Source organism: Hymenobacter busanensis, from assembly GCF_008727865.1.
Lineage (GTDB): Bacteria > Bacteroidota > Bacteroidia > Cytophagales > Hymenobacteraceae > Solirubrum > Solirubrum busanense.
This window is the reverse complement of sequence record NZ_VTWU01000010.1, coordinates 24352-50467: the sequence shown is the minus strand read 5'-3', so window position 1 is coordinate 50467 and position 26116 is coordinate 24352. Positions and strand designations below refer to the sequence as shown.

The 26116-nt window shown below is 64.2% G+C and carries 25 protein-coding genes; 8 read left to right on the top strand and 17 right to left on the bottom strand.

What is annotated here, in order from left to right; translation table 11 throughout:
• Positions 1–2 precede the first annotated feature (2 nt).
• Entirely contained in the window at positions 3–2315 is a 2313-nt protein-coding gene (gene porZ, locus F0P96_RS20085; RefSeq protein ID WP_151080787.1) for a type IX secretion system anionic LPS delivery protein PorZ, read from the top strand.
• 102 nt (positions 2316–2417) lie between these two features.
• Positions 2418–3134 carry a DNA repair protein RecO gene (gene recO / locus F0P96_RS20080; RefSeq protein ID WP_151080786.1) on the top strand — a complete coding sequence of 239 codons (717 nt, stop codon included), beginning with the start codon at positions 2418–2420 and terminating at the stop codon, positions 3132–3134.
• Positions 3135–3145: 11 nt separating this feature from the next.
• Here recO and F0P96_RS20075 read toward each other — a convergent pair whose 3' ends face one another.
• Positions 3146–3466 (bottom strand): 2Fe-2S iron-sulfur cluster-binding protein, encoded by a 321-nt coding sequence (locus tag F0P96_RS20075; protein WP_151080785.1) that lies wholly within the window; start codon positions 3464–3466, stop codon positions 3146–3148.
• Positions 3467–3503: 37 nt separating this feature from the next.
• Between F0P96_RS20075 and F0P96_RS20070 the strand changes: the two genes are divergently transcribed.
• Positions 3504–4775: a hypothetical protein gene (locus tag F0P96_RS20070; protein ID WP_167291262.1), complete on the top strand. Its 1272-nt coding sequence runs from the start codon at positions 3504–3506 to the stop codon at positions 4773–4775.
• Between the two features lie 9 nt (positions 4776–4784).
• Positions 4785–5861, top strand: coding sequence for a hypothetical protein (locus tag F0P96_RS20065; protein ID WP_151080783.1), 1077 nt, complete (start codon positions 4785–4787; stop codon positions 5859–5861).
• A gap of 18 nt (positions 5862–5879) precedes the next feature.
• On the opposite strand, the gene F0P96_RS20060 is transcribed toward F0P96_RS20065, so the two are convergent.
• The 7 genes from F0P96_RS20060 to purH form a co-directional block, all read right to left on the bottom strand.
• Positions 5880–7226, bottom strand: coding sequence for a hypothetical protein (locus F0P96_RS20060; RefSeq protein WP_151080782.1), 1347 nt, complete (start codon positions 7224–7226; stop codon positions 5880–5882).
• 35 nt (positions 7227–7261) lie between these two features.
• Positions 7262–8557 carry a rod shape-determining protein RodA gene (gene rodA, locus F0P96_RS20055; protein ID WP_151080781.1) on the bottom strand — a complete coding sequence of 432 codons (1296 nt, stop codon included), beginning with the start codon at positions 8555–8557 and terminating at the stop codon, positions 7262–7264.
• Between the two features lie 31 nt (positions 8558–8588).
• Complete coding sequence (gene mrdA / locus F0P96_RS20050) at positions 8589–10430, bottom strand: penicillin-binding protein 2 (RefSeq protein WP_151080780.1); 1842 nt, start codon at positions 10428–10430, stop codon at positions 8589–8591.
• 195 nt (positions 10431–10625) lie between these two features.
• The gene (locus F0P96_RS20045; RefSeq protein ID WP_235917541.1) at positions 10626–11156 is read right to left on the bottom strand and encodes a hypothetical protein; all 531 of its coding nucleotides are present in this window, start codon (positions 11154–11156) and stop codon (positions 10626–10628) included.
• Positions 11153–12082, bottom strand: coding sequence for a rod shape-determining protein MreC (gene mreC, locus F0P96_RS20040; protein ID WP_151080779.1), 930 nt, complete (start codon positions 12080–12082; stop codon positions 11153–11155). Before mreC ends, F0P96_RS20045 begins: the two co-directional genes overlap by 4 nt.
• 95 nt (positions 12083–12177) lie before the next feature.
• Positions 12178–13203, bottom strand: coding sequence for a rod shape-determining protein (locus tag F0P96_RS20035; protein WP_151080778.1), 1026 nt, complete (start codon positions 13201–13203; stop codon positions 12178–12180).
• Between the two features lie 181 nt (positions 13204–13384).
• Positions 13385–14962 (bottom strand): bifunctional phosphoribosylaminoimidazolecarboxamide formyltransferase/IMP cyclohydrolase, encoded by a 1578-nt coding sequence (purH, locus tag F0P96_RS20030; protein ID WP_151080777.1) that lies wholly within the window; start codon positions 14960–14962, stop codon positions 13385–13387.
• Positions 14963–15145: 183 nt separating this feature from the next.
• On the opposite strand from purH, the gene F0P96_RS20025 reads away from it, so the two are divergent.
• The 3 genes from F0P96_RS20025 (at position 15146) to F0P96_RS20015 (ending at position 17795) form a co-directional block, all read left to right on the top strand.
• Entirely contained in the window at positions 15146–16315 is a 1170-nt protein-coding gene (locus tag F0P96_RS20025) for an acyl-CoA dehydrogenase family protein (protein WP_151080776.1), read from the top strand.
• Between the two features lie 15 nt (positions 16316–16330).
• Positions 16331–17104: a PIG-L deacetylase family protein gene (locus F0P96_RS20020; protein ID WP_151080775.1), complete on the top strand. Its 774-nt coding sequence runs from the start codon at positions 16331–16333 to the stop codon at positions 17102–17104.
• Between the two features lie 94 nt (positions 17105–17198).
• Positions 17199–17795, top strand: a complete 597-nt coding sequence (locus tag F0P96_RS20015; RefSeq protein WP_151080774.1) for a class I SAM-dependent DNA methyltransferase — start codon at positions 17199–17201, stop codon at positions 17793–17795.
• Between the two features lie 48 nt (positions 17796–17843).
• Here F0P96_RS20015 and F0P96_RS20010 read toward each other — a convergent pair whose 3' ends face one another.
• The 3 genes from F0P96_RS20010 to F0P96_RS20000 form a co-directional block, all read right to left on the bottom strand.
• Positions 17844–19037, bottom strand: a complete 1194-nt coding sequence (locus F0P96_RS20010; protein ID WP_151080773.1) for a glycosyltransferase family 2 protein — start codon at positions 19035–19037, stop codon at positions 17844–17846.
• Positions 19038–19100: 63 nt separating this feature from the next.
• Positions 19101–20252 (bottom strand): BamA/TamA family outer membrane protein, encoded by a 1152-nt coding sequence (locus F0P96_RS20005; RefSeq protein ID WP_151080772.1) that lies wholly within the window; start codon positions 20250–20252, stop codon positions 19101–19103.
• A 110-nt stretch (positions 20253–20362) separates the two neighbouring features.
• Positions 20363–21544, bottom strand: coding sequence for a BamA/TamA family outer membrane protein (locus F0P96_RS20000; protein WP_151080771.1), 1182 nt, complete (start codon positions 21542–21544; stop codon positions 20363–20365).
• Positions 21545–21696: 152 nt separating this feature from the next.
• Between F0P96_RS20000 and F0P96_RS19995 the strand changes: the two genes are divergently transcribed.
• Entirely contained in the window at positions 21697–22551 is an 855-nt protein-coding gene (locus F0P96_RS19995; RefSeq protein WP_151080770.1) for a hypothetical protein, read from the top strand.
• A 2-nt stretch (positions 22552–22553) separates the two neighbouring features.
• Here F0P96_RS19995 and F0P96_RS19990 read toward each other — a convergent pair whose 3' ends face one another.
• The 6 genes from F0P96_RS19990 to F0P96_RS19965 all read right to left on the bottom strand — a co-directional run bounded on the left by F0P96_RS19990 (position 22554) and on the right by F0P96_RS19965 (position 26022).
• A complete protein-coding gene (locus F0P96_RS19990) occupies positions 22554–23462 on the bottom strand; it encodes a geranylgeranylglycerol-phosphate geranylgeranyltransferase (RefSeq protein WP_235917540.1) in 909 nt (302 codons plus the stop codon).
• Between the two features lie 140 nt (positions 23463–23602).
• Positions 23603–23797 (bottom strand): cold-shock protein, encoded by a 195-nt coding sequence (locus tag F0P96_RS19985; protein WP_151080769.1) that lies wholly within the window; start codon positions 23795–23797, stop codon positions 23603–23605.
• A 119-nt stretch (positions 23798–23916) separates the two neighbouring features.
• Positions 23917–24402, bottom strand: a complete 486-nt coding sequence (locus F0P96_RS19980) for a KdsC family phosphatase (RefSeq protein WP_151080768.1) — start codon at positions 24400–24402, stop codon at positions 23917–23919.
• A gap of 8 nt (positions 24403–24410) precedes the next feature.
• Positions 24411–24653: a Fe-S cluster assembly protein IscX gene (iscX, locus tag F0P96_RS19975; protein WP_151080767.1), complete on the bottom strand. Its 243-nt coding sequence runs from the start codon at positions 24651–24653 to the stop codon at positions 24411–24413.
• A gap of 128 nt (positions 24654–24781) precedes the next feature.
• Positions 24782–25111 (bottom strand): 2Fe-2S iron-sulfur cluster-binding protein, encoded by a 330-nt coding sequence (locus F0P96_RS19970; RefSeq protein ID WP_151080766.1) that lies wholly within the window; start codon positions 25109–25111, stop codon positions 24782–24784.
• 98 nt (positions 25112–25209) lie between these two features.
• Complete coding sequence (locus tag F0P96_RS19965) at positions 25210–26022, bottom strand: Rossmann-like and DUF2520 domain-containing protein (protein WP_160620153.1); 813 nt, start codon at positions 26020–26022, stop codon at positions 25210–25212.
• Between the last annotated feature and the right edge of the window lie 94 nt (positions 26023–26116).

Below are 26116 nucleotides of genomic sequence, written 5' to 3'. Positions count from 1 at the left end.
TTATGATTTCTCCGCTACGCGCGCTCCTGTTGGTTCTGGTGGCCATGGCGAGTTTGCTGGCCCTGCCCGCCCGGGCACAGCGCACCGCCGGCTTTGGCGACTGGCAGTTGCACCTGCCCACCACGGCCAGCCGCACCATTGCCGACGCCGGCGACCGGCTCTACGTGGCTGCCGACAATTCCTTCTACGTCTTCGACAAAGACCTGAAGACCGTGCAGCTGCTCTCGCGGCGCGACGGCCTGAGCGACGTGGGCGTGAGCACCGTGGCCTACGATTCGGTGAGCAAGCTGGTGGTGGTGGGCTACCGCACCGGCACCGTCGATATTTTGCGGCCCGACGGCCGCTTGGTTACCAGCATTTCCGACATTCAGCGCAAGCCCATTCAGGGGGGCAAGGAAATTTCGGAGGTAAATTTCAGCGGCCGCTTGGCGTACTTGGTTACGCCGTTTGGCTTGGTGGCGCTGGACATGCAACGCCTCGAAATCCGCGACACGTACATCAACATTGGGCCGGGTGGCACCATTCCGCGCGTGTTTGCCACTGCCGTAGTGGGCGACACCCTGTTTGCCGCCACCAGTGTCGGCGTGCTGGGCGGCCGCCTCAACACCAACCTGCTCGACTTCAAGCAGTGGCGCCGCACCACGCCCACCCAGCTGCGGTGGCTGGTGACGCACGCCGGCCGCGTGTACGGCACCGTCAACGGGGAAGTATACCAGCGCAGCACCACGGGCCGCTGGACGCGCATGAGCTACAGCACGGACGACATTCGGCGGCTGCGGTCGTCGGCGGCGGGTTTGCTGCTTACCGAGCCAGCCAAGCTGACCGTACTCGACGGCAACACCGGCGCCGTGCGCTACCAAGTGCAAGGGCCAGCCGTTACCAATGCCTTTGATGCCGTGCGGGCCCGGAGCGGGCCGGCTTATGTGGCAAACCTGGGCAGTGGGCTGGTGCAGGTAGACCTCAACGGTCAGAACGCAGCTACGTACGCCGCCAACGCCCCAGCCAGCACCAGTGCTTTTGGCATTTCCACCGACGGCGGCCTGGTGGACATTTTCACCGGCGGCTACAAGCTCAGCCTGGAGCAACTGGACAGCTACGCCGGTTTCTACGAGTTTGACGCCGACGGACGCTGGACCACGTACGACCCCGCGCGGCTGCCGCCCGCGCAGTTTCCCCGCGTGCAGGACCTGCTGCACGGCACCCGCACGCCCGACGGCACCCTCTACGTGGCCAGCTACGGCAACGGGCTGCTGGAGTGGAAAGGCCCCGGCGAGTTTCGGCAATTTACCCAAGGCACCCCCGGTGTGCCGCTGCTCAGCACCATCCCCTCGAACCCCAACTACACCCGCGTAACCGACGTGGCCAGCGACGCCGACGGCAACGTGTGGGTGCTCAACCGCCACCAGCTGGCGGGCAGCGTGTCGGGCCTGTTCCGGTTCACGCCCAGCACCAACACCTGGCGCACCGTTCCGTACTTCAGCGGCTCGCAGAGCCTGGGCCGCATTGCCGTCGACGATTACGGCCAAGCCTGGGTGGCCTCGGACCGCCGCGCCGACGTGCCCCGCGTGACGGTGGTGAACCTAGATGGCAACGCCCGCTCCTTCGGCACCACCGAGGGGCTGCCCAATACCACGTTCTACGACATTGCGAAGGACCGCCGCGGCTACATTTGGGTGGCTACCGAAGCCGGGGTGGCCTATTATAACGAAGACCCGTCCGACGTATTCAACAGCACTTCGGGCTTCACCACGCCCACCGTGCTGCGCGGCGAAGGCAGCGGTTTTCAGCTCTTGTATTCCGATGTGGTAAACGCCATTGCCGTGGACGGCGGCAACCGCAAGTGGTTCGGCACCAACAACGGCCTGTGGCTGTTCAACGAAAACGGCGACGAAGGCCTGCTGCATTTCACCACCGCCAACAGCCCCTTGCCCTCCAACAAAGTGCTGGACGTGGCCGTGAACGACCGCACCGGCGAAGTGTGGGTGGCCACCGACGGCGGCGTGGTGGTGTACCGCGGCTCGGCCACCGTTACCGAGGGCAAAGTGAGCTGCGCCAAGGTATTCCCGAACCCCGTGCGGCAGGATTTTGCCGGCCAGGTGGGCATCACCGGTATTGCCAACAACGCCGAGGTCAAAATCACCGACGTGAGCGGCACGCTGGTGTACCAAACGCGCGCCACCGGCGGCACCGTCACCTGGAACCTGGCTGACTACAACGGCCGCAAAGTGCAGTCGGGCGTGTACTTGGTCATGACCTCCGACGCGGAAGGCGAAAACGGCTGCATTGCCAAGGTGGCCGTGGTGAACGGCCGCTAATAGCCCGCAATACCGCCCAAAAAAGCGCCGGCAGCTTTGGTTGCCGGCGCTTTTTTGCCGTTTGCATTGTTGAGTGTTTTCCGCCTTTCCTAGCTTTCGGCTATGCTGATAAAAACCCGGGGCATCGTCCTGAACTACCTGAAGTACCGCGAAACCAGCATCATTGCCCGCGTGTACACCGAGCGGCGCGGGGTGCAGTCGTACATCGTGAACGGGGTGCGGCGGGCCAAACCGCCGGGCCGCATCGCGCTGTTTCAGCCGTTTACCTTGCTTGATCTGGTGGCGTACGTGTCGCCGCGCGGCGGCCTGACGCGCCTCTCCGAGTTCCGTTGCGCCCACCCCTACCGCACCATTCCCTACGATTTCAGCAAGAGCAGCGTGCTGCTGTTTCTCTCCGAAGTGGTGGGCCGCTCGTTGCGCGAGGAGGAGGAAAACCCCGAGCTATTCGCCTTCCTGCACGACTCGCTGCTGGCCTACGACGCGCAACAGGAGCACTACGAGAACTTCGCCCTGCTCTTTTTGCTGCACCTGGCCAGCTACCTGGGCTTCGGCCCCGAGTCGGGCCGCGAAATTACCGAGCAGGTAGCCTTTGCCACCGACATCAACCAGTCGACCACGGCCCGCAGCACGGTGCTGCGTTTCCAGGAGTTCGAGCACCACTTCGACGAGCTGCTGAGCAAGACGCCCAGCCCGACTATTCCGAACGGCCGCGTGCGCCGCGACCTCCTGAACATTCTGCTGCGCTACTACCAGCTGCACGTCGAGGGCCTCGGTGACATTCGTTCGTTGGACGTGCTGTCGGACGTGCTGGCGGAATAACACCCCACTGTTCAACAGTACCGCACGTGCGGCAGCTTGGTGGCTTCGGGCACGCGGCCCACTACGTCGCCGCTAGGTAGCTGGGCCTGGCAGGTGAGGCGCGCGGTGAGGGCGAGGCGGCCGCGTTCGTGGTAGCGCTGTTCGGCGGCCGTGGGCGGGGCCAGGCTTTCGGCGCCGCCGAGCACGTCGAGGCGGCAGGTGGTGCAGCGGCCGCGGGCCCCGCAGGCGTGCATCCAATCGTGACCGGCTGCGTGTAAGGCTTGCAGGAGCGTCTGGCCGGCTTGAACCGGAATGGGCGCACCGGGCAGATTTTGAACCGTCAATGAAGCCATTTGGCGTAAATTGCCTGCTAAAGCAGGTTTTTCAGGAGTGATGCAAGATACATACAGCAGCGCGCAGCTGCAGGATTACGGCCGCCGCCTCGCGGCCCGCGTGTGCGACGCCCACTTTTCGGCCCAGCCCGTGGGCGCGACGCTCGACGGCCCGGCCGTGCTGCGGCTGACGCCCGTGCGCCAGCTCAACCTCTTTGTGGTGCAGCAGTTGCTGGCCCAGTGGACGCGCGAAATGGCCCAGCTGCGCAGCCCCTACTTCGATTTTGAGGACGCCGCCGTGCGCCAGGCCCTCACCCAGCTGATGAACCTGTTGTCGCGCCGCATCCGGCTCACGCGTGCCACCTACGAGCCGCTGCTGGCCCAGGCCGCTACCGACACGCTGCGAGCCGTGCTCGACCCCGCCGCCACGTTTGCCGACAAGCTCTTCCCGGTCGAGCAGCCGTCGGCCACGCCTACGCAACTGCGCGACGCACTGCGCTACGTGGACATCAACAAGCCGCTGTTCGAGTCGTTTATCGAGAGCCTGCCCGCCGACGTAGCCCAGGAGCGCGACTACCTTCTGAACCGCTTCCGCTTGCACACCGAAGCGCACTACAAAGAGCTGCAGAGCGTCGACCAGGTGTTGCACGAGCTGAGCGCCCTGCTGCCCGTGTACGCCGCCGATCTGCGCGAACCCGCCGCGGCACCGGCCAAGGCCACTGAAGCCTCCGCCCCGAAACCAGCTCAGGTTCCAGCAGCCCCAGCGCCGGCAGCGGCACCTGCGCCCGTTGCCGCTGCTCCCGAACCGGCAGCTGCCCCTGCGCCAGCTGCCAAGCCAGCGGAAGTACCAGAAGCACAGCCTGCTGAGCCCGTGGTAGCCGAAGTTGCACCCGCGCCGGCGCCAGTGCCAACGCCCGTCGCAACGACCGAAGCTGCTCCCGCCAAACCGGTGGAGCGTGTTTTCTCAGCCGAACCGGCGGCACCGGTGCCCACGCTGGCCGAGAAGCTGGCGGCTACGGCCAAAACCAGTACGCTGGCCGACAAGCTGGCGCAATCGGCTCCGGCGGCCTCCACGCTGGCCGATGTGCAGCCCAAGGTGGAATCGTTGCGCAACGCCATTTCCATCAACCAGCGTTTCAGCTTTATCAACGAGCTGTTCAATGGCGAAAACATGGAATACCACGCCGCCATCGAGCACCTCGACACGCTGCCCACGGCCGACGCAGCCCGCCGCTACGTGCAGGAAGACCTGACCAACCGCTACCAGTGGGTGCGCAAAGACGAGCACTTGAACAAGCTCCTTCGCCTCATCGACCGGAAGTTTGCTTAAGCCAAGCGGGTGCCTACCAAATTTGCCCCCCCCGGAGCTCGGGCGCGCCTGACGTGGCGGCAGCTGGTGCTGGTGTACACGCTGGCCGTGGGCTTGCTGGCCGGCAGCGCCTACACCATGTACGTGCATTTCGACTTCTCCCACTCGCCCGACACGCGCAGCTACCTGCGCATGGCCCGCGGCGAATTCAAGAGTGTGCGCATTACGCACCGCTACCGCGTGCTGGTGCCGCTGGCTGCTGCCGCCGTTGCTGCGCCCGTGGAGATGGTATACGCCCGCCTGTGGCCGCAGCGGGCCGCCACCGAGTGGCCGGTGCGGTTGGGCTTTTACCTCGTGAATACCCTGCTGCTGGCCGGCGCCGGCCTGCTCATGTTCCGCACCTGCCTGCTGGGTGGCGCTTCGCCGGGCGCAGCGGCTTTGGCGCTGGCGGCCGTGCTCAGCAGCCGCTGGGCCGTGTACATTGCCGGCCTGCCCCTCGTCGACAGCCTTTACATGCTGGTGTTTGCGTTGGCGCTGTATGCCAGTGTCAGCGGCTCGGCGGTGGCGCTGGTGGCGTGCATCGTGCTCGGTCCGCACGCCAAGGAGTCGTTTGTGTTTCTGATTCCGTGGCTGCTGGTTTTTGGCCGCGGCGCGGTGCGCTGGCCGGTGCAGCTGGCGTGGCTGGCTGGGTCGTTGGCCGTGGCGTATGGGGTGCGGAACTACATCGACGCGCAGGTGGGTGCGCCGCCGCAGGAAAGCGTGACCAATGCGCTGGCGCACCTCGAAAACCTGGGCTACTCACTGCGGCGCCTGTTTTCACCGAAAGGTGCAGGTGAGCTGTTCAGCATCTTCGGCTTCTTCAGCCTGGCGCTGGTGGCCGGTCTGCAAGGTGGCAGGGCCGCGTGGCGGCGCTGGCCGCAGCCGCTCACGTGGGCGTGCCTGGGCTTGGTGGCGGTGGTGCTGGTGCACATGCTGCTTTCCGGCGACCTAGCCCGCATGGGCTACCTGGCGGCCCCGGCGTTTACCGTAGCCTTCAGCCGCTTGCTCACCTACCATCCGTGGTTTGCGTGGCTGCGGCTGGGCGCGGCTACTGAGCCTGCCATGTAGCTGGTTTCTCGGTGCGCTTTACCGAAGACGCAGGCTTTTGCAACGGTCTAAGGCAAACGGCACGGCGAGCAGCAGCAGCGGAAAGACGGGAACGGCGAAGCGGGCTGCCCCCAGCGGGCCGGTCAGAAACGCCACGTAGAATACCAAAGCCCCCGCGGTAATACGAAGCGTTCGGGGCGCCGCACTACTCGTCAGAAACGCCAGGAAAGCGCCCAGTCGCACCAAATTGGCAACGGCCACCGCCAACAGCAGCGCCAAAAGCCCCACCGGTGCCGTGCGCAGGAAGTGCCAGATAGCGGCGTAGCCTTCGGCATTGAAACGCGCCAGCAAGCCTTGGCCGGGCGGCTCGGGCACGGCCAGAAAATGCACCACATCGAAACGGCCGGGGTCGAGGAAGAAGTTGGCCATACCCTGCGCGTGCAGTACACCGTAAGCCACCGGATGCTCGCGCAGCACCGCCAGGCTTTGCTCTTTGATGTAGCGCTGCTGCGCGGCAAAACCAAGTTGGTTTTCCGCCGCCCGGATTATGCCCAGCACTACCCGCTCGGCCACTTCCGGGCCTTCGGCTTTGCGCAGGGCACCCCGCACGTTGTAACGCAGCAGGTTGATTTCGGCGATGCTGGAGAAGTGGAAGTAGCCCGTGCGCTGCCAATTCCAGCCTTGGTAGAGCAAGGCCAGCACCAGCGGCACGGCCGCCACCGCGGCCAGGGCCACGCGCCGCTGCTGCCAAGCGGCATACAGCCCAGCCAGCAGCACGACCAAGCAAAACGGATAAAATACCGGCTTGATGAGCATGGCAGCCGTTGCCCACGCAGCTACGCCTGCCAGTTGAGGCCAGCGGCGCGTTTGCCAAAAGGCGAAGCCGCTGCTGCACAGCCCCACCACGGCCGTTTGCAGCAGCATTTCGCTCATCAGCACGTTGGCGTATATCAGTTGAGCTGGAAAGGTAACCACTAAGGCCAGCCACCAGCCCCAGCGCGGCGGGGTATAGCGTGCCGCCAGCCGCGCCACCGCCGCCAGATTGAGCAAGCTGAGCAGGTTTTGCGCCAGCAGCATCCACACCACGTAGCCCTGCGGCGTACCCAACGCGGCCAGCAACAGCGGGTATGCCGGCGTCCGAATGGTGTATTCTTGCGCCCGAATGGGCTCGGTGAGCGGCGAAGCATAGAACTCGCCGTGGCGCGTAATATTGGCTGCCTCGGCGAGGTAACGGTCGGAATCGGGGAATAGATAGTGGTGCTGCTGCAACTGATAGAGCAGACCCGCGGCGTGCAGCAGCACCAGTACCATACATACCCAACGCGGTACCGGTGCCGCGATAGTGCGGGCGGCGGGAGCGGGTACGGAAAATGGCGCGGCAGACATCGGCGGCGAAGGTACGCTACGGCCTCAACCCGATGCTAGCGTACCAAGTCCTGCTTGCGGTAGGCGTCGATGGCCAGCAGGATGAAGAGCAGGATGGTGAATGACCACAACGACGAGCCGCCGTAGCTGAAAAACGGCAGCGGAATGCCCACCACGGGCGCCAGGCCGATGGTCATGCCCACGTTCACCACAAAGTGAAAGAAAATGATGCTGGCCACACAGTAGCCGTACGTGCGGCCAAAAACGGATTTCTGGCGCTCCGCCACGAAAATGATGCGGCCCAGCAGCGTCATAAAGAGGATGATAAGCGTCATGGTGCCCAGCCAGCCCCACTCCTCGCCCACGGTGCAGAAAATGAAGTCGGTGCTTTGTTCGGGTACGAAATCGAAGCGCGTTTGGGTGCCTTCGAGGAAGCCCTTGCCCAGCAAGCCGCCCGAGCCGATGGCAATTTTCGACTGCGTGACGTTCCAGCCCACGCCCAAGGGGTCGGCCGAGGGGTTCAGCAGCACCTCGATGCGCTTGCGCTGGTGGGGCTGCAGCACGCTGTTGTAGAAGAAATCGACGCCGAAAACCATGCCCAGCACCACGGCCCACACGCTCACGGCCAAGGGCAAATGGTGGCGCAGCACGCGGGTGTTGAACACGAACACCAGCACCAGAATGATGGTGAAGGCGCCCACGAGCCAGACTTTGGGCACCAGCAGCGACAGGATAAGCACCACGCCGGCGGCAGCCAGAATCAGCAGAATGAGCGGCGACATGCCTTCGCGGAAGTACGCCAGCAGGAAGGCGCCGAACACTAGGGCTTGGCCGGTTTCGTTGGAAGCAATGATGAGCAGCGGCGGCAAGAGCGTGAGGCCCGCCAGCACCAGCTGCTGCTGAAAAGCCTGCTGGCGCAGGTTGATGCCTGCCATGAAGCGCGAGGCCGCCAGCGCCGTGGTGAACTTGGCAAACTCGGCCGGCTGCAGGCGCATGGGCCCCAGCTCCAGCCACGAGCGGGAGCCCGCAATGGGCCGGGCCACGACCAGCGTAACGAGCAGCAGCACAATCATACCCCCGTAGAGCACGTAGGCAAATGTGTCGTAGGCCTTGTAGTCGATGACGAGCAGTACGCCGATGAGCAGCACGCTGACGCCGATCCAGACCAACTGCTTAAACCAGTTGAAGGCCATCAGCCCGCTCCAGTCGGCGGCAAACACGCGCGAAAACGGCACCTCGGCCGAATACGAAGCCGCGTATACGTTGAGCAGGCCCAGCCCTACCAACAGGACGTAGAGCCCGAGGGTAAACCAGTCGATGCTGCGGCTGTAGCGAGCGGGAGAAGCGGGCATGGGGTGGTAGCGGTGGTAAGGGCGCGGCGGCTTAGCGGCGGTGCGTGATAAAGCGGCTGGCGGGGCCGGGCAGCCAGTACTCCCAGCGTTTGCGCCACGGTGCAATGTGGCCGCGTAGGTATTTCTCCATCATCAGGCCGGCCAGCGGCGCGGCCGAGCTGCCCCCGAACCCGGCGTTTTCGATGAACACGGCAATGGCAATTTTGGGGTCTTCGGCCGGGGCAAAGGCGGCGAAGGTGGCGTGGTCGTCGCCGTGGGCGTTTTGCACGGTGCCGGTTTTGCCCGCTACCGAAATGCCCACGTCGAGCAGGCTGGCGAGGTTGCCGGTGCCGCCGCGCCCGTCCACCACGGCCTGCATGCCGGGCACGATGGCGTTGAAGTGGCTGGAATCGACGGAAGTGTAGTGCTTTTGCAGGTACTGCGGCAGCGGGCCGCCGTTGCCGATACCGCGCACAAAATGAGGCGCGTAGTACCAGCCGCGGTTGGCAAAAATGGCCATCAGGTTGGCCATTTGCAGGCCCGTAATGCCGATTTCGCCCTGCCCGATGCTGAGCGAATAGATGGTTTTGTAGCTCCAGCGGTTTTTGCCGTAGCGCTTGTCGTAGAAATTGGGCGAAGGTATCAGCCCCATCCGCTCGCCCGGCAAATCGACGCCCAGGTGCTGGGCCAGCCCAAACGTGACGACGTGCCTGCGCCAGTCTTCCAGGCCCAAGGCCACGTCGCGGAACTTGCTGGTGGAGCGCCCGCGCCGCACCGTGGCAAACATCACCTGGTAGAAGTAGGGGTTGCAGCTGTTCTTGATGGCCAGTGTGGAGTTGGCCGGGTACTCGTGGCGGTGGGTACAGCGCACCAGCTTCCAGTTACACGGAAAACCGGTGTAGGGCGTCACCACGCCTTCCTGCAGCGCAATGGCTTCGTTGACGAGCTTGAACACCGAGCCCGGCGGGTAGGTAGCGGCCAGTGGGCGGTCGAACAACGGCTTGGTGGTATCGTTGAGCAACGCCATGTAGCGGTTGCCCGAGCCTTTGCCCGTGAGCGTGGCCGGATTGAACGTGGGCGCCGACACGAAGGCCAGGATTTCGCCGGTTTTGGGGTCGAGGGCCACAATGGAGCCGCGCTTGCCCTGCATCAGGTACTCACCGTACTGCTGCAGTTCGGTGTCGATGCTAAGGTGCAGGTCTTTGCCGGCTACCGAGAGCGTGTCGAACTCCCCGTCGCGGAAAGCGCCTTTCTCCACGCCGCGCACGTTCACCATGCGGTACTGCACGCCGCGACGGCCCATCATTTCCTTCTCGTAGAACGATTCCAACCCCGTAATGCCCAGAAAGTCGCCAGCTATGTACTTGGCGTACTTTTCTTTCTCCAGCATCACGGGCGTGATGGAGCCCACGTAGCCCAGCGCGTGGGCCATGTTTTCGGTGCGGTAAGCGCGGGCCATGCGGGCCTTGATGCTGAAGCCCGGGAAGTCGACGAGGTTGTCCTGAATAGCGGCCAGTTCGGGCGTGCTCAGGTTTTGCACCAGCGGCGAGGCCTTGGAGCGGGAATACACCTTGGCCGCGTGCAGGCCGGTGCGCAGCTCCTCAATGGGCATCTGCAGAAGCTGGCAGAACCGCGCCGAATCGAGGTTTTTAACCTCGCGCGGAATCACCATTAGGTCGTACACCGGCGTGTTCTGCACCAGCAGCTGCCCCTTCCGGTCGTAGATGAGGCCGCGGTAGGGCACCTGCACAATGCGCTGCAAGGTGTTTTTGTCGGCGGCCAGCTTGTAGCTGCCGTCGAGCACCTGAATGTGGAAGAGCCGCACCGCAAACACCAACGCCACCGACAGGAAAATTCCCTGCACCACGTATTTGCGACCTTCTAAATACTGCAAGACGCGTGAAGAACTGAAAGTGAGCCAACTGCCCGGCCCCTGCCGGACTCACAAAGGTACGATGCTTGGGCCCGGCTTCCGAACGGTCGTTTTGGGTTTTGCGCCCAGCCAGCACCCGCTGCCGACCCTGCCGCCCAAACGAATTGCAAGGCCGGGTTTGTTCCGGTTCAGCGTGCCCGCAGGCCGCGGCAGCCCTTAGCGCCGGCGGCGGGCCGGGAAGAACACCAGCTGCACAATCAGCAGCGTAATGCCCGTAAAGAGCGTGCTGACCAGGATTTTGAGCAGCGTAAGGCCCACCACGCGCAGGCTGCCCAGCTCCAGGAAGAAAAAAACAGTGTGGTGCAGCACCAGCAGCAGGGCCGTGTACACGAGGTACCACTGCCAGCCCATCTGGTGAATGTTCACCGAATCCTGCGCGTCGTAGCCGTCGCGCGGGGTGAGCAGGCGCAGCACCCAGGGGCGCAGGTAGCCCAGCAGCACGGCCGCCGCCGCGTGCACGCCGCCGGTGTCGTAGAACAAATCCATGGCAAAGCCGGTGGCAAAGCTGAGCACCAGCAGCGCCACAATGGGCGTGGCAATGGGCAGAAACAACAGAAAGCCCACGTAGAAAAAGCACCAGCCCACGCCAAACAACGACGGCAGCCGGCTCACAATGAGCATGTGCACCAGCACGTACAGCAAAAAGCGCAGCACCTGCACCACTATGGTTCCCAAGCCCTGCATCATGGCTGCTCCTCCTCTCCCTTTGCCGCAGCCGCGGGTCGCATGCCCGAGCGGGTTTCCAGCGTGTCGCGCTCGGCCGCCCGTGGCTGCGGCCCGATAACGTACACGTAGGACAGGTTCGAAAAATTGACGGCCAGGTGCACCTGCACCGTCCAGAAGTTCTTGTCGGGCTCTTTCGTGAAGCGGTCCACCGTCCCGATCATCACGCCTTCGGGGAAAATAGCGTTGTAGCCGGAGGTAACCACCGTGTCGCCGCGCACCAGCACGTTCTGGCGCGGAATGTAGTCGAGCGAGGCGTGTGTGGGGTCGTCGCCCAGCCAGCGGATGGTGCCAAAGGTGCCGTCGCGCTTGAGCTTGGCCGAAATGGTGGTTTTGGAGTGCAGCAACGACGTGACGGTGGCGTAATGCTCGCTCACCTGCCGCACCCGGCCCACCACGCCCGCCGTCGTGAGCACGCCCATGCCGGGCTGCACGCCCTGGGCGCTGCCCACGTTCAGGGTCAGGTAGTTGTCCACGCGCCGCAGACTTTGGTTGATGACGCGGGCCGGAATCAGCGGGTATTCCGTGGGGCGGCTCGGCAGCAGGCGCAAGCCCAGCATCAGGCTGTCGGCCTTCAGGCGTGTGCCCGTTGAGTCACCGGGCATAGCCAGGCTGTCGGGCATGCGGCTGCTGAGCTCGGAATGGTAAAGTTGCTGGCGCAGCTGGGCGTTTTCGGTCACCAGGGCTTTGTTCACGTCTACGAGCCGGAAGTAGTCGTAGATCTGGGTGCGCACTTCCAGCACGCGGCCGGTGTAGGCATTGGCCGAGTTGAAGAACGCCGCCCGCTGATAGGCGCTGTTGCGAATCAGCAGCACCAGGCTCACAATTTCCAACAGCACGAATACCAGGATGCCCCGGTAGCGGAAGAGGAAAGTGAGCAGGTTACGCATGGGTGAAGAATTGTCAAATGGCTGAATGGTTAAATGGCTGGTCGTTCTAGCGCATCAGAACAATCAGCCATTTAACCATTCAGCCATTCGGCCATTTACGTCAGCAGCACGCTGCGGAAGCCGACGATGTTTTTGATGGCGGCGCCGGTGCCGCGCACCACGGCGCGCAGCGGGTCTTCGGCCACGTGAATCGGCAGCTTGGTTTTCACGGCCAGGCGCTTGTCGAGGCCACGCAGCAGGGCACCCCCACCGGTCAGGTGGATGCCGTTGTCGTAGATGTCGGCCGACAGCTCGGGCGGGGCAATTTCCAGGGCCTTGAGCACGGCTTCCTCGATTTTGGCCACCGACTTATCCAAGGCAATGGCAATTTCGGCCGAGGTAACCTTGATAACCTTCGGAATGCCGGTCATCAGGTCGCGGCCGCGCACTTCGTAGTCGGGCGGGGTTACGTCGAGCTCGGTGAGAGCCGCGCCGACTTCAATCTTGATTTTCTCGGCCGACCGCTCGCCGATCAGCAGGTTGTGCTGGCGGCGCATGTAGTCGAGGATGTCCTGGTTGAACACGTCGCCGGCCGTTTTGATGGACTGGTCGCAGACGATACCCGACAGGGCAATAACCGCAATTTCGGTGGTGCCGCCCCCGATGTCGATGATCATCGAGCCCACAGGCTGCTCCACGTCGATGCCGATGCCGATGGCGGCGGCCATGGGCTCCTGAATCATCCAGACTTCCTTGGCGCCGGCGTGCTCGGCGGAGTCGCGCACGGCGCGTTTCTCCACTTCCGTAATGCCCGAAGGAATGCAGATAACCATGCGGTGCGATGGCTGAAACAGGCGCGTGCGGGTGTCAATCATCCGAATCAGGCCCTTGATCATTTCCTCGGCGGCGTGGAAGTCGGCAATAACGCCGTCTTTCAGCGGACGAATGGTTTTGATGTTGTCGTGGGTCTTTTCGTGCATTTGCTGCGCTTGCCGGCCCACGGCAATGATTTTATTGGTTGTACGGTCCTTGGCAATGATGCTCGGCTCGTCGACCACAATCTTGTCGTTGTGGATGATGAGCGTGTTGGCCGTGCCCAGGTCAATGGCGATGTCGCTGGTAAGGAAATTGAAGAATCCCATTGAGTTGCGGCGAATTGGAAAAGCAGCGCGGGTTGCGCTTGGAAAAGTCCGGCAAAGGTAAGCAAGCTTCGGCGAAGCCCAACCCTTTCCGGTAAGCCGCTTTGCCGATCGGGCCCCTAAACGCAACCGGGCCGACTGGTATTCCCCAGCCGGCCCGGTTTTCTGCTAAGTGCCTCGCAATTTAGTGCTTAAAATGCCGCACGCCGGTCAGGACCATGGCCATGCCGAGGCGGTTGCAGGCGTCGATGCTGTCATGGTCTTTGATGGAGCCGCCGGGCTGCACCACGGCCCGGATGCCCGCCTCGCCGGCAATTTCGACGCAGTCGGGGAAGGGGAAGAACGCATCGGAGGCCATGACCGCGCCCTGCAGGTCGAAGCCGAAGGCGCGGGCTTTTTCAATGGCCTGCTTGAGGGCATCGACGCGGGAAGTTTGACCCACGCCCGAAGCCAGCAGCTGGCCTTCCCGCGCCAGCACAATGGTGTTGCTCTTGGTGTGCTTGCAGACTTTGAGGGCAAATTCCAGCGCGGCGGTTTCGGCGGCCGTGGGCGCGGTAGCCGTTACGTTGCGGAACTCGGCGCGGCCTTCCATGGCGCGGTCGAAGTCCTGCTCGATGATGCCGTTGAGCAGGGTCTTGATTTGTTTCTGCGGGAAGCTTACCGGCTTTTGGCGCAGCAGAATGCGGTTTTTCTTGCTCTGCAGCGTCGGCAGGGCATCGGCGGCAAAGCCGGGCGCAATGAGCACCTCGAAGAACAGCTTGTTCAGCTCCTCGGCCGTGGCAGCATCCACTTCTTTGTTGACAATGATGACGCCGCCGAAGGCGGAAATCGGGTCGCAGGCCAGGGCATTCAGGTAGGCCGCGTGCGGCGTATCGGCCTGGGCCACGCCGCACGCGTTGGTGTGCTTGAGAATGGCGCAGGCGGCCGGGCCGTCCTGAAATTCCTGCATCAGCAGCACGGCCGCGTCCACATCTACCAGGTTGTTGTAGCTGAGCTGCTTGCCGTGAAGCTGGTCGAAAAGGGCCGCAAAGTCGCCGTAGAAGGCGCCTTGCTGGTGGGGGTTTTCGCCGTAGCGCAGCGGCGTGGCCTGCCGCTGGCTCACTTTCAGGGTGCTGCCGGCCACGTCGGTTCCCTGGCTGAGGTAGCCGAAGATGTGGGTGTCGTAGTGCGAGGTTTGCTCGAAGGCGGCGGCGGCGTAGTGGCGGCGCTGTTCCAGCGTGGTGGCGCCGTTTTGGGCCTGCAGCAGCTCGGTTACGGCCGCATACTGGTCGCGGCTGCTGACAACGAGCACGTCGCGGTAGTTTTTGGCGGCGGCGCGCAGCAGCGAAATGCCGCCGATGTCGATTTTCTCGATGACATCGTCTTCGGCGGCGCCGCTGGCCACGGTTTCCTCGAAGGGGTACAAGTCGACTACCACCAAATCAATGGGCGGAATCTGGTGCTGCTCGGCTTCCTGCAGGTCGCCGGCTTCGTGGCGGCGGTGCAAAATGCCGCCGAACACCTTCGGGTGCAGGGTTTTCACGCGGCCACCGAACACTTCCGGGAAGCCCGTCAGCGACTCGACGGCGGTGACTTCGGCGCCCAGCTCCTGGATGAATTTGAGCGTGCCGCCGGTGGAGTAGAGCTTCACGCCCTGCTCGTGCAACAGGCGCACGAGCGGCTCGAGCCGGTCTTTGTAGTACACGGAAACAAGGGCGGCGCGAATGGGCTGCTGGGCGGCGGTTTCGGCTGCCTCTTGGGCGGGCGCGGGGGCAAGTGACATGGGCAACAGGCTTGGGTGAAATGCTGGGCGAAGGTAGGCCTTGGCGCCGGGCCGCAGGCGCTGGGCCACGTTACCGAATTGTTACCACCAGCTAGATAAGGCCTTCAACGCTCAATAGGGCGGTTTTTTCCAACCGAAAGAGTACGCTCGGCGTTACACCACCACACCGTTGCCGCATTCCGCATGTTCGATTCCGTTTCCGCTGCTGCGTCGCCCATTTCGGCAACGCTGCCGGCTGCACTTGTTGCCGCCGCTGCACACCTGGTGCCCCGCTTGGCCGCACACGCCGCCGAATCTGATTACGACGGCGGGTTTCCCAGCCGCGAGTTTGACTGGCTGCGCGCGGCGGACCTGTTGACGGGCCCGTTGCCGGCGGCTCTTGGTGGTGCCAGCCTGGTGCAGCCCGAGCACACCCTCCCGCTGCTGATGCTGCTCAAGCACCTGGGGCGCGGCAATCTGGCAGTGGGCCGCGTGTACGAAGGCCACACCAACGCCCTGCAGCTCATCGGCCGTTTCGGCACCCCGGCGCAACAGCAGCGCTACGCCGCCGATGCCCACGCCGGCCACCTTTTCGGCGTTTGGAACACCGAAGCAGCCGACGGCGTGAAACTGGAGCCGCTGCCCGGCGGCCGTTACCGCCTGCAGGGCAGCAAAACCTTCGGCTCGGGGGCCGGGCACGTTACCCGCCCCTTGCTCACGGCAGCCCTGCCCGATGGCGGCTGGCAGATGCTGGTACTGCCCGCCGATGCGCAACCGCCCACTTACGATGCCAGCTTCTGGCAGCCGCTGGGCATGCGGGCTTCGGCCAGTTTTCGGGTCGATTTGAGCGGGCTGGAAATCGGTTCCGACGATTTACTGGGCCAGCCCGGCGACTATTACCGGCAGCCGTGGTTCAGCGGCGGGGCCATCCGATTTGCGGCCGTGCAGCTGGGCGCGGCCGAGGCCTTGTTCGACACCGCCCGCGACTTTCTGCGCGGCCTGGGCCGCACCGATGACCCCTACCAGCGCCAGCGCCTCGGCGAAATGGCCATTCTGGTGGAAAGCGGCCACCAGTGGCTGCACGGCGCGGCTGCACACGCCGGCCGGCCGGCCGCCATAGAGCAAGCCGAAGCCACCGTGGCCTACGCGAACATGGTGCGCACCGCCATCGAAGAGGTGTGTTTGCGCGTGCTGCAGCTGGCTGAGCGCAGCGTGGGCGCCCGGGGCCTGCTGCGCCCGCACCCGCTGGAGCGTCTGCACCGCGACCTGACGCACTACCTACGTCAGCCCGCCCCCGATGCCGCCCTGGCCGATGCGGGCCGCTTCGCGCTGCTCCAAACCGCTCCGGCTCACGAGTTGTGGCACGTCGACTAATTCATTCTTGCTTGCATGGGTTTTGATTCCCCGCCCCCGTTGCGCCCCGCGGCGCTGCTCGACTTACCGTTGCGTCCCCCTGGCTACGCCGCTTCGCTCGGCACCACGGCTGTCATCATTCCTCACCCCGACGACGAGTCGTTGGGCTGCGGCGGGCTGCTGGCGCTGCTCCGCCAAGCCGGGCAGCGCGTGGTGGCCTGCCTGGTAACCGATGGCACCATGTCGCACCCCCACTCCGTGCGCTTTCCGCCCGATGCCCGGCGGCAGCTGCGGGAACAGGAGCTGCGCGAGGCCCTGCGCATCTTGGGCGTCGCCGACGACTATCTGCTGTTGCTCAACCTGCCCGACGGCAACGCCGCCGCTTTTGCCGCCGATTTGAGCAGCGAAAACCCCACAAATTGCCTGCGTCAGTGGTTGCTCCGGCATCGACCGGCCACACTGCTCTTGCCCTGGCGGCGCGACCCGCACCCCGACCACCGCGCGACTTACTATTTGACTCACGCTGCTTTGGCGGACTTCCCGCACCCGCCGCGCGTGCTGGAGTACGTGGTGTGGGCCTGGGAACGAGCCGCGCCGGATGACCTGCCCCGCCCCGACGAAGCCACCGGTTGGCGCCTCGACATCAGCCCGGTGCTCGGCCAGAAGCAAGAGGCCATGGCGGCGCACCGCTCGCAGCTCACCAATTTAATTGACGACGACCCCAGCGGCTTCCGGCTCAGTTCGCAGATGCTGGCTCATTTCGCGCAGCCTTTCGAAACGTACTTCGAAGGGGCCAAACCTTCCTTGTAAACCCACTCCCCCTTCGCCGGTTCGTGGAGGCCACGCCTGTGTTTGGTCCCGCCCGCCACCGCCGAACTAGTTTCTGCTCTTCTGTTTGCTGCTTATGAATCCCAACCAGCCCCACACGCTCGGACCCGGCTACTTCGACGACGTATACCGCGCCAACGCCGACCCGTGGCACTTCGAAACCAGCCCCTACGAGCACGCCAAGTACGCCGACACCCTGGCCGCGCTGCCGCGGCCGCGCTACGAACGAGCGTTTGAAATTGGCTGCTCACTGGGCGTGCTCACGGCGCAACTGGCTTCGCGGTGCGGGCACCTGCTGGCTGTCGACGTGTCGGAAGCGGCCTTGATGCGGGCGCGGCAGCGGTGCGCCGCCTTGCCGCAGGTAAGGGTGCAACGCCTGCAGGTGCCCGACGCGTTTCCCGCCGGCCACTTCGACCTGATTCTGCTTTCCGAGGTCGGCTACTACTGGGACGAACCAACCTTACATCGCGCCGCTAACGCCATGCTCGCGGCCATGCCCGCCGGGGCGCACCTGCTTCTAGTGCATTGGACGCCCGAGGTGCACGACTACCCCCTCACCGGCGACGAAGTGCACGATTATTTTCTCTCCCTCACCGGCGACGCCGGCCCGCTACGCCACCTCCACGGTCACCGGGCCGATACGTACCGCCTCGATTTGCTGGAACTCCGCTAGACGCCGCATAGATTACTAAGGGCCAGTATTTTCGGCAATGTTTCCTGCTTAGCGGCCGAATACCGCAACCAGCTTCCGCAATTCAGCGGTTGCTGCTGACAGAGGCAGCGCGGGCCAGCGTAGCTGCCAGGCGGGCTGCGCCGCGAGCATGAGTTGTTCCCACATCGTCCCGAACGTTAGGCCGCTGCCCAGGTGCGCAAGCAAGGCCGTGGGCGTTAGGTTCAGCGCGGCGGCCAGTTCCAGAACACGGCCGGAAGCCTCGGCGTGGTTTTCGGAGGGGAATTGCCACAGCTGCCGCAACTGACGGCGCAGCGTCCATTCGGCCAGCAGCCGCACCGGGTTGTCGACGAGCGGCTCCCGGCCCTCGGCGCAGTACTGGGCCCATTCGCGCAGTTGCCACGAAAGTCCTACGGCCACGCGCCCCTGCTGCCGGGCCGAGGTAACAACCCGCACGTGCGGGCTGTGACGCAAGCGCAAATCGTGGTGGCGAAGCAGGCGGCACAGCGCCTCGTCTTCCAGAAACGGGACTACAGGCAGGCCGCCTACGCGGCGGTAGGCCGCGGCGGTGAGGGTAAGGCTGCCCCCGAAGTGCTGGTGGTGGCGCGGCCACGGGTCGTGGTCGAGGGGGTCGATGAGGACTTCGAGACGGGCGCAGAGCAGGCGGTAGGCGGCATCGCGCAGGTGCAGGCGGCGGGTGGGGCAGCCGGGGGCAGTGGTTTCGGGCAGAATGCGCCCGCCCACGGCATCGGCCCCGGCGGCTACTTCGGCCAGAGTAGCGGCCAGCCAGGTGGCGGCTACGCGGGTGTCGGCGTCGGTGGAGGCAATGAGACCGAGCGGACGCCCCACGGCTTCGAGGCGGCGGCAGGCAGCGTCCATCAGCAGGCGCCGGGCGCGGCCCACGTGGGCTTCGGCGGGCGGCAGCGTGGTTTCGAGCACGTGGAGCGCGAGGTGCGGGTGCCGGGCGGCAAAGCGGCGGGCCACGGCGGCGGTGTCGTCGCTGCAATTGTTGGCCAGCAGCAGAATTTCGTAGCGTTCGGGTGCAAACGGCTGGCCAGCGGCTGTTACCTGCTGGGCCAGCGCCAGCAAGGTGGCTTCTACCCGGTCGGCCTCGTCTTTGGCCGGCACAATCACGCAGATTTCGAGCTCGGCGGCCGGTGGCGCGGGTATTTGCAACTCGCGGGGGGCGCGCGCAAAGGAGGCGCCGATGGCCTGGAGAAATCGGGCAGGTAGAGGTAGGGGCATACGGTGCGGCAACTGGCTAGCATGTACGCACCGCACAAGAAAAAAGGTATGCCGCGGCCGGGGCTAAAATGCCTCGTTGAAGGCGAAATACAGCCCGCTCGATTGCCCCGAGCCCACCGCATAGTCGATGCGAATAGCCAGGCGGTCCTGCCTGTTGACGGCGATGCGCAGGCCCGCCCCGGCGGCCACGTTAAAGTCGTTCGGGCGGAAGTCGCCGAGGCTATTGTGCACCTGCCCGGCGGCGCCGAATACCACGCCGCCGAGGCGCCAGAATAGTTTTTGGCGCAGCTCCAGCTGGGCGGCCACCATCTGCCGGTCGCGGAACCGGCCTTCGTAAATGCCGCGCAGCATCTTCTCGCCGCCGAGATTGGCCAGCTCGCGAAACGGTACCGTGCCGGTGTGAAACTGCCCTTGCACCTGCCCCGCCAGCACCGTGTTGGTGTTGCCGCGCCTTAGTGGCCTGAAATGGCGCGCATCGAGCTGAAAACGGGTGAAATTATTGTCGCTGCCGAGGTAGCGGCCCATCAGCAGCGCGGTGGTTTCGAGGTAGCTGCCGCGCCAGGTGCTGAGCACGTTGTCGCGGCTGTCGTAGAGAAACGTGGGGCCGAGGCCGGAGGTGAGGGTGGTTTGCCGCTCGCGGGCCGGGCGTTCCAGCAGCAGGTTGGGCTTTTGGCCGTCGTCGGTCAGCGGGTCGTCGAGGCGAATGTGGTGGAGGTCGGTGAGGCGGAAACTGAGGCCGGCGAAGGTGTGCGGGCGCAGGTTCTTGAGCACCCGTTGCGTGACGATGACCACCTTGTAGGAAATGTCGCTCTTCTCGGCCTTCCGGGTGTCGTTGCCGACGCCGTAGTAGTAATAGGGAAAGTTGAAGTAGAAGGCCTCACCGTTGAGTGCCCACCTTTCGCCGGGCGTGAAAATGGTGTAGGTCAGCGACACGCTCGACTGCTTGCGCTGGGTGTAGTAGCCCAGCAGGCGGGCCGTGGAGCTGCGCGTGGCTGTGTCGGTGCCGAAGCGCCACACCGGCAGCACGGCCGCGCCGTAGGCAATGCCGGTTTCGGGCTGCGAAAACACGATGGGCAGCGCGGCCACCTTCACCTTGCGGGCCGGCTTGGCAGGGCGGGCCGCGGCGGAATCGGCCGGCACGACCCGGGCTTGGGCTTTGCAGAAAACAGGTGCGGCCAGCACACCCAAGGCTAGCAACAAACAGTGGCTACGCATCGACGCAATAAAAAAGCAGCCACCCGGGGCGGATGGCTGCTCAATGTACTGAATAGAAGTCGAGCTTGAACGACGGAGGCTGGGCAGATTTTGCCAGCCCGGATTGCCTGCTAAAACGCTTCGTTTACGCCGAAATACAGCCCGCTCGATCCGCCCGAACCCACGCCGTAATCGAAGCGGATGTTGATCCGGTCGCGGCGGTTGAACTGGAAGCGCAGGCCGCCGCCGGCCGCGTAGTTGAAGTCGCTCAGGCCGAAGTCGCGGAAGCGAGGCGCTACTTGCCCGACGCCGGCAAACACGGCCCCGTTGAGGCGCCAGAACAAGTGGTGGCGCAGTTCGGCCTGGCCCATCAGCAGCTGCCGGTCGCGGAATCGGCCCTCGTAGATGCCGCGCAGCACGGTGATGCCGCCCAGGCCGGCCAGCTCGCGGAAGGGCACGTTGCCGCGGTTGAACTGGCCCAGCACTTGCCCGGCCAGAATGGTGCGGTTGGAGCCTTTGCGCAGCGGCTGAAAGTGGCGGGCGTCCAGCTGGTAGCGGGTGAAGTTGTAGTCGCTGCCCAGGCCGGAACGGTTCAGCAGGGCCTGCACGTCCACGTAATTGCCGCGAAACGTGCTCAGCACGTTGTCGCGGGTGTCGTACACCACGGCCGGGCCCAGGCCCGAAATGCGGGTATCCAGGCGCTGTTCGGCGGGCACCTGAGTGAGCAGCAGGTTGGCTTTGTCGCCGTCGTTCACGGTGGGCTTGTCGGCGATGATGTCGCGCGTGTCGGTGTAGCGGTAGGTCAGGCCCAGAAACAGGCCGGGAATGAAGGCCTGCTTCAGCCCGCGCTGGTTGAAGGTGAGGACCTTGTAGGAAATTTCGCTTTCGTCGTCGATATCGGTGTCGTTGCCGATGCCGTAGAAAAAAATCGGGTAGTCGTAGAACAGCAGGTCGCCGCTCACCAGCCAGGCTTCGCGGCGGGTGAAGATGGTGTGGCTCAGCTGCAGGTTCAGCTGCTTTTTCTGCGAGTACCACCCGCCGATGCGACCGTTGGACTTGCGCACGGTGGTGTCGCGGCCGTGGCGCCAGGTAGGCAGAAAGGTGGCGCCGGCCGCAAAGCCGGTTTCGGGTTCGTAGAAAATGACCGGGGCCGGAATAAAGCTGGGGCGGTCTTCGGGGTTCTTGGCCGGCTGGCCCAGCCGAATGTCGCGCTCTGTGCGCTTGGCCGAAGCCGTATCGGGCGTTTGGGCGGAGGCAGCCGTCAACAGGCCAACGGCCAGGGCGCCGGTGAGGAGAAGGTAGCGAAAAGTCATGCAGTACGGCAACTGGAAAGGCCACGGCGACAGCGCCGCACCCACTACCCGCCTAACGGCCTTGGGCACGTTCGGGTTATTGCATACGCGGGAGCCTAGAGTGCTCCTAACTACTATATTGACCCACGAAAGTTCTATTCATTCCCTACGACATGCTTTTAGTCTTCCGTTTTCAGTTGATTATGCTGCTGCTGGCTGGCGCAGTGTCGCTCCAAGCCCGGCCCTACGACCCGCTGCTACGCACCACCAAATGGAACTGCATGATGTATGATTTCCAGACGCGGTATCCGTTTAGCTACTCCCTCGGCGGACAGGTCATCCGCAATGGCACCACTTACTCAACTCTACTGGGTGGCATCGGGCCCTTTTTGGTTCGCGAAGATTCTGTCGCGCAGCGGGTGTATGTCATTTTCCCAAACGACCACACCGAGCGGCTGCTCTACGACTTTCGCGTAAACGTGGGGCAACAGGTTTCGCTCACTTTTGGTCCAGGGACCGGCTTTATCCGGACCTGCCAAGTCGTGCGGACCGATTCGGTTCTGACCGACGCCGGTTACCGCCGCCGTATCCTCTTGTCAGGTTCCCCAAGCGGTTCGCTCGAGTGGATCGAAGGCATGGGCGACACCCACTCCCCGGTATACCAAGCCGATGCAACCGCAACCGACCCCAGCCCGCAGGTGCAATGTGCTTACCGGGGCGCGCAGCGCTTCTACTCTAATGCCTTTGCCACTGGCTGCCCGCTTATCCTGAACGCGGCAGTTGGCGCCGCCGCAGTCCCCGTGTTGCGTCTAGCGCCTACCGAGGACGCACTGCTTGTAACGGCCGGTCAGCCCCTGGCCAACCTCACCGTCAGCACCCTCACCGGCACTTGCGTAGCTGCGCTCGGCTCCCCTGCAGCTACCGTGCGGTTGCCCACTACTAATTGGGCAGAAGGGCTTTATGTAATCAGCGCGCAACAGACCGATGGCCGGCGCATTCACCGCAAGTACTGGCACCGCGCCCGGTAGGCTTAGCGCCCAATCACCAGCATTGAGAGTACGCCGCCCAGCATGATGAGCTTGCACAAGGTGCTGAGGCGGGCAAAGTCGCGGCGGCGGTCGGCGCGGGCGAGGCGCACGCCCAGCAGCACCAGCGGCCCGAGCACCGTGCCCAGTAGCCAAAGGGCCAAGCGCCATTGCCCCTCGGCAAAGCCCTGGCCGATGGCCACGGCTACCACCCAGAGCAAACTCAGCAGAAACACGGCCACCACCCACTTGCTGCGCGCCACGCCCACCACAATGGGCAGCGTGCGGCAGTCGTGCTGGGCGTCGCCGCGCATGTCTTCCACGTCCTTGATGATTTCGCGCACCACTGTGAGCAGAAACGCGGCTAGCGCATAGCCCCACACGGCCGTGTGGCCGGTGCGCAGCAGCAGCTCGGGCAGCAGTACCAGCGCCGCCGTAAGCAGCCCAATGCTGAGGTTGCCCACCAGCGCCACCCGCTTGAAACGGGCCGAATAGCCCCACAGCAGCAGCGCCGCGCCCACCGTTACCACGCCCACTGCGGGCGCCAACGTTCCGGCCACCACAATGCCTTCAAACGAGAGCAGCAAGTGCGCCAGCATAGCCGGGCGCCGCCCTACTACCGGGCCCACCACCAGTTGCCCCGGCCGGTTGATGGTGTCAATCTTGACGTCGTAGTAGTCGTTGATGATGTAGCCGGCGGCGGCCACGCACAAGGTAGCCAGCAGCAGCAGGGCAAAGCGCACCGACAGCAGTGCCGCCAGCGGGTCGGTGGGCACCAGCAGGCAGGTTTGCGTCAGGGCCATGCACAAGGCCATGATGAGCAGGTTGGGAAGGCGCACCAACCGGGCCAGCATGGTACCGGCACGCCCGGCAGGCGGGGCAGCAGCAAGAGCAGAGGAACCTGACGCGGGCATGGGACTGAAACCAGAATGCGGTGGGCACAAAGGTAGCCGCCCGCGCCGGGGCAACGGCATCAGAAGCAAAAAACCCCTTCTGCACTGGCAGAAGGGGTTTTCCGAAGTCAAGGCAATTTATCGTGTAGAGAATGTGCCCCTTATAGCTTCTTTACGTTGACGGCATTGATGCCTTTGCGGCCTTCGCGGGTGTCGAACTCCACGCGGTCGTGCTGCTGAAGCTGCAGACCGCTCAGGCCAGTTATGTGCACGAAGAAGTCTTCTTTCGTGGCGTCTTCCGTAATGAATCCGAAGCCTTTCGAATCATTAAAGAATTTGACGGTTCCTGTTTTCATGGCAAGCTAACGGGGGTGAAGAGGTGAATGGATGCAGGGGTAAAAATATCGGAATATCTCAAACCTCCAACCCCTCTTCGGCCGGGCGCTGCGTTACCAAATGATGACCCCAGCCGCCGCTACCAGGTGCCTTGGGCTTTCATTACGGCTTCTACCAGCTCGCGCACCGCGCCGCGCCCACCGGGCAGCGTGGCCACGTAGTTGCTGATGGCGTACACGTCGGCGGCGGCATCGGCGGGGCAAGCGGCAACGGCGCAGCGGCGCATCACCTCCAGGTCGGGCACGTCGTCGCCCATGTAGGCAATGCGGGCCGGGTCGAGGCGGTGCAGGTTGATGTAGGTGTTGAAGATTTTCATCTTGTCGTCGACGCCGAGGTAGATGTCCTGCACGTCGAGCGACTCTAGGCGCTTGCGCACGCCCACTTCTTCGCGCCCCGAAATAACGATGATGCGGTAGCCCTTGGCCAGCGCGTGCCGGATGGCGTATCCGTCGCGGATGTGGAAGGCGCGGGCCTGCTCGCCGGTGTTGAGCGCCAGCAGCGTGCCATCGGTGAGTACCCCGTCGACGTCGAAAATAAAAGCCTGAATGGCGGACAGATCAACCATGCCGGGGGCTAGCCTTTCTGGTTGTCGCGCCACTCGTACACCCACTTGGCCTGAATTTGCTCCAGGTGGCCTTCGTTGGCTTGCTCGCGGGTGCCTTTGAAGTTGGGCAAGCTCAGCACCCAGTCCAGCAAATCGGTGAAGCGGATGCGGTAGATGCGGGCTTCGCCGAAGTCGTCGCCAAACTTTTCGTACAGGGCCATGGCAATGTCCTCGTGGTCTTGCCAGTGCATGGGCGGCTCGAAATGCGTCATGTATGTAAGGGGCTGATGTGGGGAATATGCTGCTGTGCGAATGGGGGAAACGTGCTGGTGCGCCAATCAAACGGTGTTGCTTACCGCATCAGCGCAATGCCCACCTTCGCACAGCAGCACAGTAAAAATTAATGGCCCAGGAAATCCTGCTTGGGTATTTCCACTACCAGGTCCTCGTTGCCCTGCGTTACGCACTGGCAGGCAAGGCGGGAGTTGAGGCGCGGGTTTACGGCGCGGTCGATGAAGTCCTCTTCTTTGTCGCTGATTTCCGGCAGGTCGTCGGCGCCGCCGTGCACGTAGATGTGGCAGGTGCTGCAGCCGCACACGCCCCCGCAGTTGTGCTGGAGCTGAATGCCGTTGTTGAGGGCCACGTCGAGCACCGATTCTCCTTCGGCCGCCACGTGGGTCTGTTCGGGCTGACCATCCGAGAACTTGAAGGTGATGTTAATGGCTTTCACAGGCAGGAAGTATTAAAACGGGCGAAATGCGGCTGCAAAGGTAGGCACGCCGTTGCACAATGCCCGAACCGGCCCTAATGTTTGCGGAACCTCCACCGTTAATCCGGCTGGGCCGCGGCCTGGGCCTGAATACTATCCGTCAGGTGAGCGTACAAGGCCTGCCAACCGGGATGCGCGGCCAGCAGCCGTTGGTGAGCGGCCAGCGTCGATGCATCCCGGCGCACGGCCGGCCCGGTTTGAACCGCAAACGGCGGGTTTTGCAAGGCTTTGTCTACGGTTTCGCGCACCAGCGGGGCCAGCATATCGGCGGGCAGGCCGGCTTCGGCCAGCAGCGCGTCGGCAATGCCCAGCAGGTGGTTGGTGAAGTTGGAGGCAAACACCGCCGCTACGTGCAGTTCCCGGCGCTGGCCCGAAGCCACGTTTACCACTTTGCCGCTCAGGGTATGCGCCAGGCCCGTCAGCACGGCCAAATCGGCGGCGTTGGTGGCTTCCAGGCACAGCGGCACGGTCGCCCAGTCGATGGTGCGGCCGGGGCTGAAGGTTTGGAGCGGATAGAACACCCCGCCGCGGATATCGGGACGCGCATCGAACACGGCCAACGGTAGGGCCCCCGAGGTATGAGCGACCAGCGCGCCAGCAGGCAAAGGCAGGGTTGCCAGCACGGCGGGCGCGGCATCATCGGGCAGGCAGAGCAGGAAGAGGTCGGCGGATGGCAGGGGCCACGCGGGCGCCGGGCCGCTGAGGGCAACGGCACCCACGGCTGCCGCCAGCGGCTGGGCGCTGGCGGCGGTGCGGCTCCACACGGCCGTTACGTGGTGGCCCGCCTGGCGCAGCGCCGGGGCTAGCTGAGCTGCTACGCGGCCGGCTCCCAACAAGGCAATGCGCAAGGCCACCGGAGAAGATATAGCCATACTATAATACACGCTCAGAAGGTGCAGCGGCAAATTACGGTCGATTTTTGGTGGGTTTGCCGAACGGGCGTTTGCCAAAAAATTAGCAACTTGA